The following is a 15,650-nucleotide window of genomic DNA, read 5'->3' as shown; positions in this document are numbered from 1 at the left end:
ATCGGGGTGCATTCGGGCTAGCTTAATCATCGCAGTGTTTTCCGCCAAGGTAGTACGCTCCTTTCACCAAACGAAGCGCGTTTACCATCGGACCGTTTTCGTGAACGATAAATATGAATTAACAGCCCTTGCCGAATCATCATAAGCTGTCCCCACAGTGGTGGCTTGGCCGCGCTGTCGCTTCAGCAGGTGCTGCCCTCTTCCTTGCACCTTTTCGCGCCGTTCTTGCGTTATCTTCGTTCCAGTAACTTTACCGCAATGACTTCCCCAATCGCTCAACCCAGCACCGTGTTGTCAACCGAAACCGCGTTGACACGACGGCTGCTCGCGCAGGACCGTTCCGCGATGGAAGAGTTCTACAAACGGTACGCCGCGGCCCTGTACGGGGTCATCTTTCGCATCGTGAAGCGGGAAGAAGTGGCGGAAGACGTGCTTCAGGAGGCCATGGTTACCATCTGGCATTCCTTTGGAACCCAGGATGCCGTTCGCGGCCGGCTGTTTCCGTGGGCGATGAACCTATGCCGAAACTTGGCGGTTCGCGCCCTTCGTGCGCAATCGCGCCCCGCCAGCGCCGTGAACGTGCACCCGCCGGGCTCCCTCACCAAGGCCCAGGGCGCCCGGCTCGTGTTGCAAGACCACGCCCGCAGCTACGTGCAGCCGCTCGCGCAGCAGTTGGACAACTTGGCAAACTTAGCAGAACGCGTGAGCCAGCCCGCATTCCAGGACGGCTTTCAGGCCAGTGTGTCGGCCCGGGCGGAGGCCGCGAAGTCGTTTCTCGCTCACCGCGATGCGCCCGGGCGGTTGACAGCACCAACGAAATAGCCGCCGGTGCGCGCAGACGTTCCAACGGTGTACGTGTTAGCCGGGCCCAACGGCGCCGGCAAAACGTCCCTGTATTGGTACGAAGCGTCGGGGGTGCCCCGCCTGAACGGCGACGCCTTGTATCAGCAAGGATACGACCAGCACGCCATCGAAGCCGCCTTGCGGCAGCAGCAAGAAACGTTGGTGGCGGAGCGGTCGTCGTTTGTGATCGAAACCAACGCCGCCAATGAACGGGACTACGCCTTGTTCGCGGCCCTGCGCAGCGCCGGGTACCGGCTCGAACTGCGCTATATCGGCCTAGAATCGGTCAATTTGTGCTACGACCGGGTCGCCCAACGCGTGCTAGAGGGCGGCCATGACGTGCCGTCGGCCCTGGTGCAGCACCGCTACGATAGCAGCCTTTCCCTGCTCAAGCGCCTGTACAGCGCCTTTGACCGGCTGCAACTGTACGACAACTCCAGCACGGCGTTTCGCCTCATCGCGGACTTTGCACCTGACGAGTTGCCCGTGGCGGTGGGCACGCCCCCGGGCTGGGCCGCGCTCGTGCTGGCGCACATCACCCGCCGCGTGACGCTTTACCAGCGCCTTGGCAAGTGAGCAACGCCTCATCACTGGTCTCGAAGCCGCAGCGCTGCTGGTAAAGAAGGATATCGGTTATGGAGCATCCTAACGCAAATGATAGATTCGGGTAGCGTTATTTCAAGCACACGTTTAGCTTCGGACCGTTTGGCTGAACTCTCCTTGTATCTGCTTACGCCAGTGAAGGCGGGTGGATTCCTCGTAACCTTTGTTTATGACCACACCGGAACGATTGGCGGGCTGTATCCTGGCCGGCGCCATTGGAGATGCCTGGGGCAGTGGCTCGGAAAACCTGCCTAATGGCCCAGACAGGACCACCTTTTACCTGCAGCCTCCGCCCAGACGGGAACCCGTTTGGCAGCTTACAGATGACACCCAGCTAACCGTCGTGACGCTGGCTGCCCTGTGCCAAGGGCCGCTTCTAGCGCCGGCCACACTCGCCACCCACTTGGTAGCCGCCTTCGCACAAGGCCGGTTGACGGGGCTGGGGGCGAGCACCTTAAAAGCCTTGCGGGAGTTACAGGCGGGCGGGCACTGGAGCCAAGTGGGGCGTGAAGGGGAGTACGCGGCAGGGAACGGAGCCGCGATGCGCATCGCGCCGTTTGCCTTCTGGCCGCAGTACACCCGCGCCGAGCTCCACGACTTCTGCCGCATCACCCACCGCCAGGTGGACGCATACGTGGGCGCCTTGGCCGTAGTGCTGGCCATTCGGGCGGTCCTCTCCGGGCAATGGACGGGCGCGGAACCCTTGCTCGACCTGCTCATGCCGCAACTGCCGGACACGCGGCTACGAGACCGGCTCTTGGAAATACAAGCCTTGCCAGCGCACACTTCCATCGCCGACGTGGCCCGGCTGGGGACGAGCGGGTACGTGGTGGATTCGGTGCCATTTGCCTTGTTCTGCGCGGCGCAGGTGCCGCATTTAGGGCTCACAGAGACGCTCGCAGCCATCATTGCAGCGGGTGGCGACACCGATACCAACGCATCGCTGGCGGGCCAAATAGCCGGAACCTTGCTCGGCCCGCACAACCTTCCCCCGGAGCTGCTCCGAAAGCTTGCCCGAGTAGAAGGCTACGCGTCGTTAATTCAAGTACTCCAGGTTGCCCAGCAGAATGTTGTATAATACCCTCCTAATTATAAATGGAGCGCGTTTAGCTCTGGACCGTTTTAGTAGAACACTAAATTGTCTTCCAGTACCTCTCCAGTGGCCTCCATGAGGGCAACGTACTGCCCAAAGTACTTGTCCTGGACGTAAAGCCATAAATGAACCTCCAGCTGATACGTTCCCACGGTGGCGGGGGAAAACACAACTTTTACTTCCCCGTGCCGAACGACAATCTCCGCCAAGGGAACCGGGACTTCCGTTTGTAAATGGGCGTTTTCGGGGTTATGGAGACAAACTGTGTATTCTGCCTGGGCCTTGCGATAAAACGGGTCTAGCTCATACGGCTGTACTTGGATAACCATGGGGATGACTCAACAAAAGAGGAGCCCAATAGTAAGCTCCTTTTTTCAAAACAGAGAGCATTTAGCTTCGGACCGTTTGAATGACCGCCTTGAAATTATTGGCTCGTAGGTGCGTGCCTTTGTGTTCGGCTCATTGCCGCGCCTGCTGGGCCGCCGCTCGTAATGTTCGGCGCGCCACGTTGATGGAGGGCGGTTCCAAGGAGCCGTTGAGCACGCTCCCCGAGTTGTTTACGAGACGTGCAAACAAGCCGGGTAAACTGCCCAAAAACAGAAAACTTCGGTCGAGGAGGTGTAGCCGCATCATGACGAAGTAGGCAGGTTCCAAGCGCCGGTATTCCTGTACTGGAAAGAGCTGCGCGGCGCCATAATTGCGGATGCGGATGAACTCCGCGTTGTACGCCACATGCCGGATAGGCAGCGCGGTCGTGCCCGTAAACAGGAGGAGCAATGCTCCCAGAGCTCCCAGCAGTACCCCATGCAATTCCCACGGCCATTGATGGGCGGCAATGACGCTAGCATAGACTCCCAACACCAGGAGCCCGCCGAAAGGAACAATCAATTTGTAAAACAGCGTCACGCTGCTCGAGAGGCGAATAAAGGGCATGCAGAAGGCTAAAGAAGGCACCGAAAGGACATAATTACGCTCCTTATTCTGAATTGCCCTGTTTACCTTACGACCGTTTTCGTGAACTAGTGGAGTCGTCTCGTCTCTCCAGTTTATCAGAACTTCACATCAAACGTTCCGTTTTTGATCCGCACGGTCTGCCCCGTCGTCATTTCCCGAGCGGTATACTCGAAGGTCCCTCCCGCTATTCGAGCCACTGTATCCAGACGAGTGAATGTCACCGTTCCCGTGTTGGAGCCATCCGTATAATAACGAGTGGGTGCTGGTGGGTTGTAGGGGTCGTCCCCAGACTGTGGTCCCCGGTACTGCGTGTAGCCAGCATAACTATCCGGGTTGGGCGCATAGGGAATAGGCCCCCTGACGTAGCCCACGGGATAGGTGCCGGAACCTTGCGTCGCTGCCAGGTAAATTTCCAGCACATTCAGCGCATCTTGTGCTTGTAACACAAACCCGCCTTGCGTACCGGTGCGATACGCCCGCAGCGGCTGCCGGCTCGTCAGTAGAATAGGGTCCAGATGAGGCGTAAATGCCTTGCCAGCAATCTGACAGGAGAAGGTGTTCTTTCCGGAAGGTAGTGGGACCGTTTCCTTTTTCTTACAGGAAGCGGTTGCGAGCACCACCGCAACAATGACAATAAGCGGTTTCATAGCGGAAAGTTGATAAAATGCCGTGATAATAGGTAGGAAAGGGTTCGCGAACATAGTGGCGGCAAAATACCATTTTAGCTATTATCAGGCTTTTAACTAAGCCTACTTCTGCACGACCAGAGCGATGCTTCAACTGAATTGCTGCATTTTGCTTCCGACCGTTTCGCTGAACGTCAAATTACAATTAAGAGTAACGTGTATTTTCCTCCATTAAATGTAAGATTCGTTGCACCGCATATCTCTCCAAGGCGTTAGTAAGATGGAATGGGAACAACTAAAACAAACCGTATATCGCCGCGACGGGGGATTGCGCGACATCTATGTCCGCGATGCAAGCCGGGCCGACTGGGCCGCGTGGATTGCCTTGGTTAACCGGGACTACCCGGTGCAGTGGACGGTGGAAGAGTACAACGATCAGGCGCCCGCTTGCGCAATTGACGCGAACTTTATCGCCCATTGGTGGGATGATGAAGAGCGTACATCCACGTCCGCAACGATCTTCCTGGCCCATATTCATGTGCAGTGTTATTTTTTCGGAGATTTCGAACTGGAGAACGACATTTGCCCGAGCGAAATACAATGCTTGGCAGACCACGAAAGGCTTATGCAGTACCTGGTTGCGGTTTCCCTAACACTCGGTAAAGAAGTGGTGATGACGGAGGAGGCCATTCATGACGCCCAGGTCTTTGTACGCGTGAATGGCAGAAGCATTCATTACGAGGACATAGTCCAAGGCGCAGGGAGAATCCACTAAGTCGTAGGTTGAATCTTCGTTTTGGCAAATCCGACCGTTTTGTTAGACTCCTGAAACCGGTTGATGACGACTGTAGTACACCGTCCCATACGCCTATCTTCGCCCTACCATGGTTCCTGATCCGCCCGGAACGCCGCGAGGCTCCCTGCCCACGCTTCCTTTTTTTTCCGTGTCCTACCAGGACCGCCCGCCCCTGCTCCGCGCGAGCGCCACCCGGGCCCTGACGTTTGCGGAGGTGATGGAAACCCTCGAAGTGCTGCTGGTCCACGCCGCCCACCACCGCTGCCCGTACTGGGTGGTTGACCGCCGCAGCGGGCCCAACGAAGAGCCCGCCGAATTACACAGCTGGATGCAGGAAGACTACTTTCCCCGGGTGCGGGCCGTGCTCGGGCAACCCCCGCAGGTGGCCTTTGTGGTGACGCCCGCCGAATTGGCCCGGTTGCAAGAGCACCGGGCCACCGCTCTGCAGGACTGGCACACGCCCGTCGTGCACTTCGGCTGGTTTACCCAGCTCCCCGCAGCCGTGGCGTGGCTGCAGGTCCAGCGCATGCCGAGGCCACCGAATGGCTCCTTCAACTGAACGGCGCGCGTTCACCTTCGGACCGTTTGAATGAACACTTGCCTATAGTAAGTCATTCAGCCTTTTACTTCGGCCTGCTGTCTTCACCGCCTACCCTCCGCCCCCAATGTCCGCCGCCAAAAAGCTGCCCGCCACTTTTGAAGATTGCCGCGTTGTGACGACGGAAGAGGCCCTCGCGTACCTAACGCAACAGGGCGTTCGCTTGGACGAGGCCGAAGGGGTGACCATCCCTAGCAAGTTCGCCCAGGGGTACGCGCTGGATACCGGGGAAGTAGTAGTCGTCGAGAACGGGTGGCGCGCCGACTCCCCGGCCTTGATTTTCGCCACCGGGACGGGCTTTGCCGCCTGCTGCCGCACGGACCACTTTCCCTTGCCCCCGGCTTCCGTGACGTGGCCCGAAGCCCACGCCCGGGACGTGCGGCGGTTCCTAACCCAGCCGGCCGTGTACGCGGACCCGTTGCAAAACGTCTTGGGGGTAGAGGCCCCTTTTCGCACGCTGGCTGCTTGCGAAGCCGCTTTTGCGCGGGTACGCCCCTATATCCGCCGCACGTCCGTGCCCTGGAAAACGCGCGAACCCGTGGCCTATGCCTTTGGCTTGGCTGCGGCCCAATTTTGCGTGGCCCACTGGAGCCTGTCCTGCACGATGCGCAAATGGTACGACCTCTACAATCCTTACTACCGGCCGTACTTGAAGTTTGCCCCGGCGGGCAGGCACGCGGGTGTTAGCGATGTCTTCAGCACCGTGATTCACCTCTGCAAGCCCACTTTCAAGCCGGATTTTCCCACGTTCATGTATTGGCTGACGGGTATTTCTCCCGTCGAACAGGCCGCCGGTATGCCCACAGGTGAATAATACCCTCCTTTTCGTGAACTACTAACGTCTGGCCAGCGCCAGGTGTCAGCAGGCCACTGTAGTACGGGGCGAGTTTACGAAACTCGTCTACGATTCAAAGTTTACGAAACGCGCCGAAGGGATGAGTTTCGTAAACTCCCCATCAGGGCACCCGAGCGGCAACGCGGGGAGCCAGCCGCTAGGCTCAGGACCAAGCGGTGGCACGTTTCTACGGACTAGTGCAGGCATTTAGCTTGCCGCTGGAGTAGGAATCCGCAGCAGGTAGTCCAGCGGCGCGGGTGCCAAGCGGGATGGTAACACCGCTAAAGCAAGGGGGAAAGGAGAAGTAGGCTGCGCTTGGCGAACCGGTCCCAATACTTTAGAAAAAACTACCGATTCGGGCCTTGAAATAGTGGAGCGCGACGTCCTCAACCGGAATCAATGCCTTTCGATTGTTGACATCTGTGGCGTAAATGACAAAGGAGCCCGTGAGTGCTTGGTGCTGGTGGCCAAGCACGATAAGCGGCCGGGTCGTGCATTGGGCGCGGTGGCGGCCCGGCGAATAGGAGCGTTCGCTCAGCTCCCCGTTGACAATGGGCAGAATGCCAGAAGCGAGAAGTTGTTTGTCTGCGTTTTGTATGCGGTAACCGATGGAATCCAGCCGCTGGTATTCAATGTTTTTGGTGTGAAAATCAATGTCCAGCAAGTAGTTTTTAGCCGTGCTTATTTCCCATAAAACAAGGGGCAACGGCAGCCAAATGACTGGTTTTTCCAGGTTTATCTCAATGAACGGCGCGGTTGGTTCCGTTTTGGAAGACAGTTGCCTGTATTGCCACGACTTGCGCTGACGAACGGCGATGCACCCGTTCAAGGAATAGCCGCAGACAAGCAGCAGCAGAGGGTACAAGATTCTTTTTGTCATTGCTTTACGGCAGAAGCAAACGCAAGGGCAGAGGCTATCTCTTCAGCATAGTGAGTATGCCCAGCAAAGTACCACAATTCGAGGGCAGGGGCAGTGGGGAGAAGAACCGCACTTATTCCGAGGTCGGGATTATAACTAACATTACGTTAAGGGACAAATACGAGAAGCTACTTACTTATTAGATTGAAGTTGTGAGTAGTCTCCTACCGCAAAAGTTATAATGGCAGCGACTGAACAGTTTACTTTGCTTCATGCAGCATTTCGTAACCATGTGCCGTTACCAGTAAAGGAATAGTACCCCAAGCGAGTCCTTTGACTGTAGTACTCCCCAAAGTTTGGACAGTTTGTGGTGGCTATCTTAGTCAACGCCATGAACCCAAAACGTACCCGTCGCCGCTTCACTGCCGAGTTTAAGGCAGAAGTGGCCCTAGCCGCGCTGACGGAGCGGCAGCCGCTGGCCGAACTGGCTGCCCGCTACCAGTTGTCGGTGCCTCAGATTAGTCGCTGGAAGCTGCACTTGCGCCAGCAGGCGGCGCAGGTGTTCACCGACGCGGTGGCCAGCACGCCGGCCCCGCCCGACGTCGAGCCCTTGTATGCCGCCATCGGACGGCTGGAGATGGAAAACCAGCTACTAAAAAAAACACTGCCCACATGGTAGTGGCCCAACAACGTGCCCTGGTGCAGGCCAGTGACGAGGGCACGGTGCAGGCCCGCTGCCAGGCCCTGGGCCTGGCCCGCAGCAGCTATTACTACCAGCCCCGGGGCGAAACGGCCCTGAACCTGACGCTCATGCGCCTGCTCGACGAGGAGTTTACGCGCCACAATTTCAAAGGCGTATTGGGCCTACGCGACCATCTACGCCTGCTGGGTCACCAAGTCAATGAAAAACGGGTGCGCCGGCTCGTGCGCCTCATGGGCCAGGAGCCGGTCTACCCCAAACCGCGCCTGTCCGTGCCCGGCCAGGGCGTGACGCGCTATCCGTATCTGTTGCGGGAGCGCGTACTGAGTGCGCCTAATGAGGTGTGGAGCACCGACATTACCTATATTCCCATGGCCAAAGGCTTCCTGTATCTGGTGGCCGTCTTGGACTGGCACTCGCGCTACGTGCTGAGTTGGGAGCTGAGCAATACGCTCGACGTGGGCTTCTGTTTAACGGCGCTGGGCGCGGCCCTCGCTACCCAGCCGGCCCCCTACATCTTCAACTCCGACCAGGGTAGTTAGTTTACCAGCCAGCTCTTCGAGCAGGCCTTGCTGGCGGCGGGCTGTCAAATCAGCCGCGACGGGCGCGGCCGGGCGACGGACAACGCCTTTATCGAGCGGCTCTGGCGCTCGGTTAAATGCGAGTGTGTCTATCTCAACCCGGCCACCGATGGCGGCCACCTCTACGAGCAGCTTCAGGCCTACTTCACCTACTACAACCACCAGCGGCCCCACCAAGGCCTGAAGGGCCAAACGCCCGCGCAAATCTTCGCTCAAAACCCTACCTTCAGCCCCCAACCCATTTGCTTAACAAACGCCTCCTAAACTGTCCAGTTTTTGGGGAGTAGTACAGACTTTGGCTGCTTGGTGTACTTCGTCCAGCAGCTCTTGCACGCGTAAAATGACCAGCATCTCGGCTACGTCATGTGCCTGCTCTAAATTCTCGGATCCCTCCTCTTCGTCAAAATAGGTTTCAAAGGCTTCTTGTAACGGTTCGAACCCGCTAAGCACGAATGGTTCATTTGTGGCCGTATCGGCCGACCAGTTGGTGAGCCATTCGGCATCATCTCTGGTGCCCGCTACTTCGTAGGCAAATCCGTCGAGATACCATTCCTCTGTATTGAGGTCAAACGCATTCATTTCTACGTAGAGGGCGCCCACCGGCATCTTCTGTGAAACGTGTTGGTAAAATGCGTTTAACCAAGCAGCTACCTCTTCCCGCTGGTGGAGTAAACTAGTACCAAGTAGAGGATGAAAATAGGTTTTCTGTAAGCTGTTAAGCTGGTGTTCTCCCTGCACTATAGCTTCTCTCAATTTTCCTTCTTGCAGAAGGCCTTGGAAGTAATCGGACAGGTCAAAATCCATTCTTTGTCAATCGTAAAAATGAGCCCAAATATAGGCGGGGGTAGTTCATGCCTCTTGTCCGAGAAGTCCGCTTATGATAAGCGGTTAGTTAACGTAAATCGACTTCTAAGACAGCTATGCTGACTAGTCTATGCATCTTTAATTCGGTACTCAATTAGGCGTTGCGTAGTAGCTTCAATACTTAATTTCCCGATTCTTATAAAACCTTCTATTAACTCAATAGCGTGCCATAACATAAATAGCTCGATGTATTTTTGTCCATCTTTTACATACAAAATGTCTTCTTCAGCCTCCTCTATATCAAAAAAATAAAGTTCTGAGTTGATATCGATTTTATCGATCATATAGATATCAGTATATTCTATATCTAGTCCAAGTTGTTCTCCAATAGATAGTGTGTCATGATTCCATGATTCGACTACCATTTGTACGAAATTTTGAAGCTGCATGTTCATTGATCTATTAGTGCCTAGTTAAGCGTATCAGAACTGCGACAACCAGCATGACTGTTTTTTGTGTACTGGAAGCTATGTGAGTTTAATGCTGATTGCTGGAGTTGAATTTAAATTTTTAGAAGTGAAACAGTCTATCACTGCCTCTCTGCTATCTTGAAAAAGTTGCTTAACGTAATAGTTGTTATACCCACCACCTCGGATTAATGGCAGGTCTGGCCCCTACTGCCCCTATCCTAGAATTTTGGCATTTTCTGAAGGTTACTCTTTGAACGAGATGCGGATACCATCATCCTTAGGACGTTGTAAAAACCGCGCTGGGATGATGCCATTTTCATACAAACTGTCCGCGAGCAGGTCCAGGTTGGAGGCCGACGTCTTACCCGCTGCGCTTAAGCGTTGGAAAATAGCCGGGTTGTTATAATCCCAACGTTTCTCAGTAGAGGAAACGCTAATGATGAGCTGTGAAAAGGGCTTGTTTGCCGGCAAGGGACGTTGCAATACGAAGGTGTCGTCAACAACTACCTTGATCGAGTGGGCTGGCCCGCGGCGGAAGCAACAAAACGTATCATAGATTTCGGATATGCCGTTTGGAGCCAAGACTAAGTCTACGATAATAGTCGTGTCCAAGTAAACCCGAACCGGGCGAACATGCTGTATATCCAAATTTTGGATATACAGCTTAAACTCCTGTTGCGGGGGCACGCAGCTCCCAATGCCGAGCAGCAACCAACCCATAAAGGGAAGAGTCACCCGAAGCTGAGGTATAGCCATGGGGCTTGCATAAGGTAAAATAGTATGCTAACTGCTAGCAACGCCGGGCGGACTAGCAGTGGCAAGGTATCATGTAACCAGGCCACGGCAACACACATGGCGCAGGCATGTGCGTTGCCGTGGCCTGGTTTTAATCGTTACGGTACCCTTTTACATACCTATTCCACCGCTGCGGCTCTGTGCGGCTGCCCGGCCTGGTGGAGGCGCTGCTGGGCCACCTGACGCTGGGCTTCCTGCTTTAGCTGCGGGTTGAGCTCCTTCACCAGCCCGTAGAAGCGCTTTACCTCCTGGTGCTGGGCTTGGCTCCCTCCATTCAGCGTTTCATCTCGGTAACCACTGAGGAGTTTACGAAACTCATCCCCTCAGCCAGTTTCGTAAACGTTGATTCGCAGACGAGTTTCGTAAACTCGCTCCGCACTGCAGCAGCCCATTGGCACCTGATGCGGGGCAGCTGCTCGCAGTTTAAGAAAGGGAGGATAAGTCTGTCCTCTATACCTTGCATTTTCGATACTCATCTAGGACCGAGACAACTGGGAAGGGCGCCGCCCCGCCGCGCTAACCCACCTTGGGTGGACTTCTATAATGCCCTTCGCATGCCCAGTTTTTATTACAAACTACTATTGTTCGCGGCCGTGCTGCTGCTGACCTGCTGGGGCTTGCGCGTCCTTCAGCGACACTTGGGCGTGGCAATGCAGTATTACCTATTGGTCGGAACCACCGGCTCGCTGGCGCTGGTATTATTCAACATGCCGCTTGCCTTTTTGGACCGCATCCCCATGCTAGGATTTACTTTGAACTCCTGGCACGTAGTCCTGTGGTTTGCGTCGCTCTGGTACTCCTTCGGGGCGCTGTTTCGCACCTCGTCCATCCCCCGGCTGCTCTCTCTGCCGTGCTTCTTTTGCTCGCTGCTTTTTTGCCTCATGCTGGCAGGAGCCGGTCTATTATGGGTGAGCACCGGAGGAGTCGGCCTCAGCATTTAGTCGTCACAGTTCAGCAAAACGGTCCGAAGGTAAACGTGCTCTGTTCAATTGAAGGAGCGTACCGGCATATGTCAGTCGTAAAGCTGCATCATGCTCATGCCATTCTTAGCCATCAGGAACATAAATACCAATACCGCAATGCCCGTGAGTGCTTCCCTCGCGCTTCGGCCCACAACGGCTGTGTAAAGAGTCGTGCCAAGCAGCGCGAACGCAGGAATGAGATTATAAAAGGTCATACCAAATAGCAGATTAAACAGAAAGGGTTCGCTGGTTTCCGTATGGTCATCGGTGCTAAATAGGACCAGTCCCCACCAAGAAAGCAACGTGACGACCAGTACCACGACGGCCAAGGTTCGGTGAAGGGAACGAGTCAGGGAAGCCTCCATTTCGCATTTGTTGCCATTAGGCAGGTTAGTTCAAGAAAAGGGTCTGGAGCTAAACGCTCTCTATTTGAAAAAACGAGCGTTTTCGCTCCAAATGTATTACTGGAGCGGCAGTATTTCCAGTGCTGGTTGTGCCTGCAGGGCTTGGGCCAATACGGCGGAACATCCTATCGCTAGCCATTGGTCTTCTCCTTGGTAGAAGCACCAATCATGATTGGCAGCAAACAGGTACGTGGGCCAGCCTATCCCTTCCGCCACCAAGTCGAGCAAGTCTACGGCTGCTCCCTGCTCCAGCCAATCCACGGGCATGCCGTCGGCGTCCCAGCGATAGTTGCCCTCGTCCACGGACCCGAAAAAGTAGGTGGCAGTTTGCGCGCCCAGCACCGAGACAAGTTGCGGCAGGCGCGCCAATTCCAACGCGCAGCTGGTGCCCAAATGCGGGGGCCACCCGCCATAGGCCCGGTGAATGGCCGCGTTGTCAAAGTCCGGGGTATAGGCCAAGCCCAGTTCGTCGGCCACTTCGCGGTAGGTGATGGGCGTCAACCGCTCCGGGGCAGGCTGGCCGAGTTGGATGCCGTGTGTGTTCCAAAACGCCGCCCGGGCATTGAGTTGGTCCAATGTCCGGGTCGCAAAGGGATACCTGTCAACCGGAACGGTGCGGTCAATACCCAGCGGAGGCAACAGGTTTAGATAGGACTCAAAGCCCGGTGGCAAGCCAGCGACTGCGGCCACTCCTTTCGGCAGTGCCAACCAGCTAAGCGGGGAGGTATCGGAAACGAGGGAGCGAGCCATAGCCGAAATAACGGCAGAACCGCCGGTGAAAGTAAAAGTGCGCGTTCAGGAAAATGGTCCGATGGTAAACGGCCGGGACTTCCATTTCTCTAGTTACTCGCTCAATATGCGATGAAGCTCCAAGTTCTGGTAGTAGTGATGACCGGAGATGACTTTTTTGGCTAAGATGCCCATGTCCACTAACTGATTGAGGTACTTGCGGGCCGTGTTTTCCACGTACAGGCGCTCATCGGTCAGATGCTTAACCTTAGCAAAGGGCTGCGTAAAGAGGCTGTTGACCAGTTGCTCTGGGCGCTCCATTTGGGTATCGGTTACCACGGCCTGCAAAATGGCGTCCTTGGCCGCCACCAGGTCGTTGATTTTATCATACGTCAGGTTCGCCGTGGTTTCGACGGCCCGCAGCATGTAGAGCATCCAGGATGTCCAATCACCCCGCTGCGACACCCCCGACAGGAAGGCATAGTAGTCGGCCTTGTGGTCCATGATGTAGCGGCTCAAAAACAGAATCGGGTAATCCAGCAGCCCTTTGTGGGTCAGGTAGTGGATGTTGAATACCCGGCCCGTGCGGCCGTTGCCGTCGCGAAACGGATGAATGGCCTCGAATTGAAAATGGCCAATGGCCATCTTCAGCACCGGGTCGAGGGGGAAGCGCTCGTCGTCGTTGAGGAACGCGAGCAGGTTTTCCAGCTTGGCTTCCAGCACGCCCTTGCCCCGCGGAGGCGTGTAGGCCGCCTTCCCCGCGTTGGGGCCGGAGCCGCCCTGCTTGAGGTAGATCTGCGCAACGGGCGGGCGAATCCCGTCGGTTGCCTGCGTGATTTGCCGGTACATTTGCGGAAAGTACTCCAGGTCAAAGGCCGGACGGTCCTGCAGGTATTCGTGTCCGTGCCACAGGGCTTCGCGGTAGCGCAGCACTTCCTTGGGGGCACCCTCGCCCGACACCGGGGCTTGCTCGCTGTAGGCTTTGTAGAGCTCGTCGTCTGTGGTGAAAATGTTCTCGATGGCGCTGGAGGCCTTGGCTTCCTGCAGGCTGATGCTGTTGATGAGCAAGCCTTGATTGGGAATCACCGCGCTCCGGCCTTGCAGGCGCCCCAATGCGGCCCGGGACTTTACCAACTGGCTCAGAATTTCGATGGTTTCCACTAGCTCCTGTGCCAAGGGCATCTCCGGCAGAGCATTCCAAGGCGTGTTGCGGTCGGGGTTTAGGGGGTAGCTCATCTACGGGTATGCGGGAATCAAGGGGCCTGGAGCGAGCACAAATATAAGGCTTCCTTAGCAGACATCACGTAGCACCAGTATTTAATGTCTGCTTATAGTTAGACCTCATTAGTTCCCCATCCCAGCACACCAGACATTAAAACAACCTACTATTTAATGTATATGCTTAATCAGGCCTTATTTCGTCTACCAAAACGAGCATTCTGCTTTGCGACGAGAGTCTACAGTGCGCTGGTGAATTGCTTCGTTTGTCTGTCGACCAGCACCGAGTCGGCATTTTAGACCAGCACCCGCACGTGGGCCTTGGGCACGCCGCCGCTGAGTTGCTGCAAGGCCGGCACCAGGCCCAGGCCCACGCTCAGCAGCGGCAGGATGCGCACCTTGCGGCTGCTGCCGTCCGGGGACGGGGCGGGCACGCCCACCTGGGGTTGCAGCAGGCTGGCCACGAAGCTCGCGAGCGAGAAGCTCCAGTTGGCCTGCGCTGGCTGCTGGTACATGCCGTACGCCACCACGTCCACCGTGTCGCCTTTCGCTACCGCGAGCTGCTTCAACGGCCCCAGCGGCTGGGGGGCTGCCCCGCCCGCGTTGAGCAGGGCCACCCCGTCGCCGGAGTGGGCAAACTGCTGGCCCACCACCCGCCGTATCGGATACGAGACGCTCACCGAGTCAAATGCCCGCTGCTCGCGCCGGGTCTGCTCGGGGTTGGAGTCCAAGCCTGGCGTAGTAGCTCGTGCGCTCGCCGGGGTGGAAGGCCACGCGCAGGTTGCCCAGGTGGTCTTTGAGCGTGTACTCGTAGTTCACCTTGGTCAGCGGTTGGCCGGCCAGGTCCTTCTTATACTGATACAGGGCCCTGCCCTCGGCGTGGGTCAGCCAGCGTAGGCTGTCGCGCTCATACTGCCAGGCCCCCACGTAGTCGGTGCGCACAGCCGTCTTGCCGGCCTCGGTTGCGAGCTTGCTCACCTTTTGGCCGGCGGCCGAGTAGGTGTACTCCAGCACGTTGCCGTTGGCCCACTCCAGGCGCTCGGGCAGTTGCAGGTGGTTGTAGCGAATCAGGCGGATGCCTTTATTGGCGTCAGCTGTCAGGCTGCCGGCCGCATCGTAGCTGTAGTCGGGCTGCTGGCTGCCGCCGGTGGCCCCATACGTGAAGTCGGGCCGCTCGGGCAGCCTGGCGGCCCCGAAGGCCGTGGCGGCGGGGGCCAGATCGTCCACCCGCAGCAGCCGGTTGCTGCTCGGCTCGTTGCTACTGCTGGCCGCAGCGTAGCGGTAGCGCAGGTTGTCGGTCTCAGCATACTGGGCGGCCACCGTGCGCGAGGCCGGCGCCACCAGGCCCCGGCGGCGTAGCGTCAAGAGGTTGCCGCCCGCGTCGTAGCTGGCGGCCGAGAAGCGGTAGTTGCCCCGCTCCGCCCCCCAGCCGGCGGCCGGCGTGGCCCGAGCCACAAAGTCGCCCTGCAACAGGCGGCCCAGCTTATCGTAGCGGTGGCCATTTTTTATAGCCAGCTATTAATTTTTAACATAAAATGTGTGTTGGAAACCGTACCAGTCAGTCCACACAGTATCACTGTTTGGCCTTCTCCATCGCTCGAAAATCTTTCCCTTAACTGTATTTTTTCCAATAGGTGGATTACGTAATATGTATTTTTTATCTGTATACACCCCTTGAACTGTATCTATTTTTAGGATACTATTTTCAAATATGATTTGTAATGATTTGCCTTTTTTGGATCCTAGATTTATCTCAAACTCATAATCATCGCCATTATAT

General features: G+C 56.5%; 22 protein-coding genes. 10 read left to right on the top strand and 12 right to left on the bottom strand.

The features are described from left to right. Positions 1-165 precede the first annotated feature (165 nt). The 3 genes from HW556_RS16115 (at position 166) to HW556_RS16105 (ending at position 2,524) form a co-directional block, all read left to right on the top strand. Positions 166-822: an RNA polymerase sigma factor gene (locus HW556_RS16115; RefSeq protein WP_246289689.1), complete on the top strand. Its 657-nt coding sequence runs from the start codon at positions 166-168 to the stop codon at positions 820-822. 6 nt (positions 823-828) lie between these two features. Continuing rightward, positions 829-1,419, top strand: coding sequence for a hypothetical protein (locus HW556_RS16110; RefSeq protein ID WP_176901145.1), 591 nt, complete (start codon positions 829-831; stop codon positions 1,417-1,419). A 196-nt stretch (positions 1,420-1,615) separates the two neighbouring features. After that, complete coding sequence (locus tag HW556_RS16105; protein ID WP_176901144.1) at positions 1,616-2,524, top strand: ADP-ribosylglycohydrolase family protein; 909 nt, start codon at positions 1,616-1,618, stop codon at positions 2,522-2,524. Between the two features lie 474 nt (positions 2,525-2,998). Here HW556_RS16105 and HW556_RS16100 read toward each other — a convergent pair whose 3' ends face one another. Both HW556_RS16100 and HW556_RS16095 read right to left on the bottom strand, forming a co-directional pair. Next, entirely contained in the window at positions 2,999-3,472 is a 474-nt protein-coding gene (locus HW556_RS16100; protein ID WP_176901143.1) for a hypothetical protein, read from the bottom strand. A gap of 116 nt (positions 3,473-3,588) precedes the next feature. After that, on the bottom strand, positions 3,589-4,140 hold the full coding sequence (locus HW556_RS16095) for a hypothetical protein (RefSeq protein ID WP_176901142.1): 552 nt from the start codon (positions 4,138-4,140) through the stop codon (positions 3,589-3,591). Between the two features lie 259 nt (positions 4,141-4,399). Between HW556_RS16095 and HW556_RS16090 the strand changes: the two genes are divergently transcribed. The 3 genes from HW556_RS16090 (at position 4,400) to HW556_RS16080 (ending at position 6,327) form a co-directional block, all read left to right on the top strand. Further along, on the top strand, positions 4,400-4,894 hold the full coding sequence (locus HW556_RS16090; RefSeq protein ID WP_176901141.1) for a hypothetical protein: 495 nt from the start codon (positions 4,400-4,402) through the stop codon (positions 4,892-4,894). Between the two features lie 169 nt (positions 4,895-5,063). Further along, a complete protein-coding gene (locus tag HW556_RS16085; RefSeq protein WP_176901140.1) occupies positions 5,064-5,474 on the top strand; it encodes a hypothetical protein in 411 nt (136 codons plus the stop codon). 106 nt (positions 5,475-5,580) lie between these two features. Continuing rightward, positions 5,581-6,327, top strand: coding sequence for a hypothetical protein (locus HW556_RS16080; protein ID WP_176901139.1), 747 nt, complete (start codon positions 5,581-5,583; stop codon positions 6,325-6,327). Positions 6,328-6,685: 358 nt separating this feature from the next. On the opposite strand, the gene HW556_RS16075 is transcribed toward HW556_RS16080, so the two are convergent. Beyond that, entirely contained in the window at positions 6,686-7,228 is a 543-nt protein-coding gene (locus HW556_RS16075; RefSeq protein WP_176901138.1) for a hypothetical protein, read from the bottom strand. A 370-nt stretch (positions 7,229-7,598) separates the two neighbouring features. Here HW556_RS16075 and HW556_RS16070 point away from each other — a divergent pair, with 370 nt between their 5' ends. From HW556_RS16070 to HW556_RS16060, 3 genes are read left to right on the top strand one after another with little or no spacing between them, the layout of a single operon-like run. Continuing rightward, positions 7,599-7,886 (top strand): transposase, encoded by a 288-nt coding sequence (locus HW556_RS16070; protein ID WP_176901137.1) that lies wholly within the window; start codon positions 7,599-7,601, stop codon positions 7,884-7,886. Next, entirely contained in the window at positions 7,886-8,449 is a 564-nt protein-coding gene (locus tag HW556_RS18965; RefSeq protein WP_176901136.1) for a DDE-type integrase/transposase/recombinase, read from the top strand. Before HW556_RS16070 ends, HW556_RS18965 begins: the two co-directional genes overlap by 1 nt. Positions 8,450-8,476: 27 nt before the next feature. Then, complete coding sequence (locus HW556_RS16060; RefSeq protein ID WP_176901135.1) at positions 8,477-8,752, top strand: integrase core domain-containing protein; 276 nt, start codon at positions 8,477-8,479, stop codon at positions 8,750-8,752. Here HW556_RS16060 and HW556_RS16055 read toward each other — a convergent pair. The 3 genes from HW556_RS16055 to HW556_RS16045 form a co-directional block, all read right to left on the bottom strand. Then, a complete protein-coding gene (locus tag HW556_RS16055; protein ID WP_176901134.1) occupies positions 8,735-9,292 on the bottom strand; it encodes a hypothetical protein in 558 nt (185 codons plus the stop codon). The genes HW556_RS16060 and HW556_RS16055 overlap by 18 nt on opposite strands. Positions 9,293-9,420: 128 nt before the next feature. Continuing rightward, the gene (locus HW556_RS16050) at positions 9,421-9,636 is read right to left on the bottom strand and encodes a hypothetical protein (RefSeq protein WP_176901133.1); all 216 of its coding nucleotides are present in this window, start codon (positions 9,634-9,636) and stop codon (positions 9,421-9,423) included. A gap of 369 nt (positions 9,637-10,005) precedes the next feature. Further along, a complete protein-coding gene (locus HW556_RS16045) occupies positions 10,006-10,518 on the bottom strand; it encodes a hypothetical protein (RefSeq protein WP_176901132.1) in 513 nt (170 codons plus the stop codon). Between the two features lie 593 nt (positions 10,519-11,111). Between HW556_RS16045 and HW556_RS16040 the strand changes: the two genes are divergently transcribed. Then, on the top strand, positions 11,112-11,498 hold the full coding sequence (locus tag HW556_RS16040; RefSeq protein ID WP_176901131.1) for a hypothetical protein: 387 nt from the start codon (positions 11,112-11,114) through the stop codon (positions 11,496-11,498). Positions 11,499-11,569: 71 nt separating this feature from the next. Here HW556_RS16040 and HW556_RS16035 read toward each other — a convergent pair whose 3' ends face one another. The 6 genes from HW556_RS16035 to HW556_RS18555 all read right to left on the bottom strand — a co-directional run. Further along, entirely contained in the window at positions 11,570-11,884 is a 315-nt protein-coding gene (locus HW556_RS16035; protein ID WP_176901130.1) for a hypothetical protein, read from the bottom strand. Positions 11,885-11,980: 96 nt separating this feature from the next. Continuing rightward, on the bottom strand, positions 11,981-12,499 hold the full coding sequence (locus HW556_RS16030) for a hypothetical protein (protein ID WP_176901129.1): 519 nt from the start codon (positions 12,497-12,499) through the stop codon (positions 11,981-11,983). Positions 12,500-12,766: 267 nt separating this feature from the next. Continuing rightward, entirely contained in the window at positions 12,767-13,888 is a 1,122-nt protein-coding gene (locus HW556_RS16025) for a Fic family protein (RefSeq protein ID WP_176901128.1), read from the bottom strand. Between the two features lie 278 nt (positions 13,889-14,166). Further along, positions 14,167-14,601 (bottom strand): hypothetical protein, encoded by a 435-nt coding sequence (locus tag HW556_RS16020; RefSeq protein ID WP_176901127.1) that lies wholly within the window; start codon positions 14,599-14,601, stop codon positions 14,167-14,169. Beyond that, positions 14,555-15,340: a hypothetical protein gene (locus tag HW556_RS16015; RefSeq protein ID WP_176901126.1), complete on the bottom strand. Its 786-nt coding sequence runs from the start codon at positions 15,338-15,340 to the stop codon at positions 14,555-14,557. Before HW556_RS16015 ends, HW556_RS16020 begins: the two co-directional genes overlap by 47 nt. A 48-nt stretch (positions 15,341-15,388) precedes the next feature. Continuing rightward, positions 15,389-15,650 (bottom strand): hypothetical protein (locus HW556_RS18555; RefSeq protein ID WP_218136949.1); only part of this gene is annotated, 262 nt, incomplete at its 5' end.

Origin of the sequence: Hymenobacter terrestris, assembly GCF_013377905.1 — a bacterium.
GTDB classification, from domain to species: domain Bacteria; phylum Bacteroidota; class Bacteroidia; order Cytophagales; family Hymenobacteraceae; genus Hymenobacter; species Hymenobacter terrestris.
This window is presented reverse-complemented; position numbering and strand designations above follow the sequence as displayed.

What these genes read in the sequence shown, in the direction of transcription:
- HW556_RS16070 (WP_176901137.1), top strand. Translation starts at nt 7,599, where the DNA reads ATGAACCCAAAACGTACCCGTCGCCGCTTCACTGCCGAGTTTAAGGCA.
- HW556_RS16055 (WP_176901134.1), bottom strand. Translation starts at nt 9,292, where the DNA reads ATGGATTTTGACCTGTCCGATTACTTCCAAGGCCTTCTGCAAGAAGGA.
- HW556_RS16045 (WP_176901132.1), bottom strand. Translation starts at nt 10,518, where the DNA reads ATGGCTATACCTCAGCTTCGGGTGACTCTTCCCTTTATGGGTTGGTTG.
- HW556_RS16040 (WP_176901131.1), top strand. Translation starts at nt 11,112, where the DNA reads ATGCCCAGTTTTTATTACAAACTACTATTGTTCGCGGCCGTGCTGCTG.
- HW556_RS16095 (WP_176901142.1), bottom strand. Translation starts at nt 4,140, where the DNA reads ATGAAACCGCTTATTGTCATTGTTGCGGTGGTGCTCGCAACCGCTTCC.
- HW556_RS16100 (WP_176901143.1), bottom strand. Translation starts at nt 3,472, where the DNA reads ATGCCCTTTATTCGCCTCTCGAGCAGCGTGACGCTGTTTTACAAATTG.
- HW556_RS16075 (WP_176901138.1), bottom strand. Translation starts at nt 7,228, where the DNA reads ATGACAAAAAGAATCTTGTACCCTCTGCTGCTGCTTGTCTGCGGCTAT.
- HW556_RS16050 (WP_176901133.1), bottom strand. Translation starts at nt 9,636, where the DNA reads ATGATCGATAAAATCGATATCAACTCAGAACTTTATTTTTTTGATATA.
- HW556_RS16080 (WP_176901139.1), top strand. Translation starts at nt 5,581, where the DNA reads ATGTCCGCCGCCAAAAAGCTGCCCGCCACTTTTGAAGATTGCCGCGTT.
- HW556_RS16025 (WP_176901128.1), bottom strand. Translation starts at nt 13,888, where the DNA reads ATGAGCTACCCCCTAAACCCCGACCGCAACACGCCTTGGAATGCTCTG.
- HW556_RS16105 (WP_176901144.1), top strand. Translation starts at nt 1,616, where the DNA reads ATGACCACACCGGAACGATTGGCGGGCTGTATCCTGGCCGGCGCCATT.
- HW556_RS16090 (WP_176901141.1), top strand. Translation starts at nt 4,400, where the DNA reads ATGGAATGGGAACAACTAAAACAAACCGTATATCGCCGCGACGGGGGA.
- HW556_RS16035 (WP_176901130.1), bottom strand. Translation starts at nt 11,884, where the DNA reads ATGGAGGCTTCCCTGACTCGTTCCCTTCACCGAACCTTGGCCGTCGTG.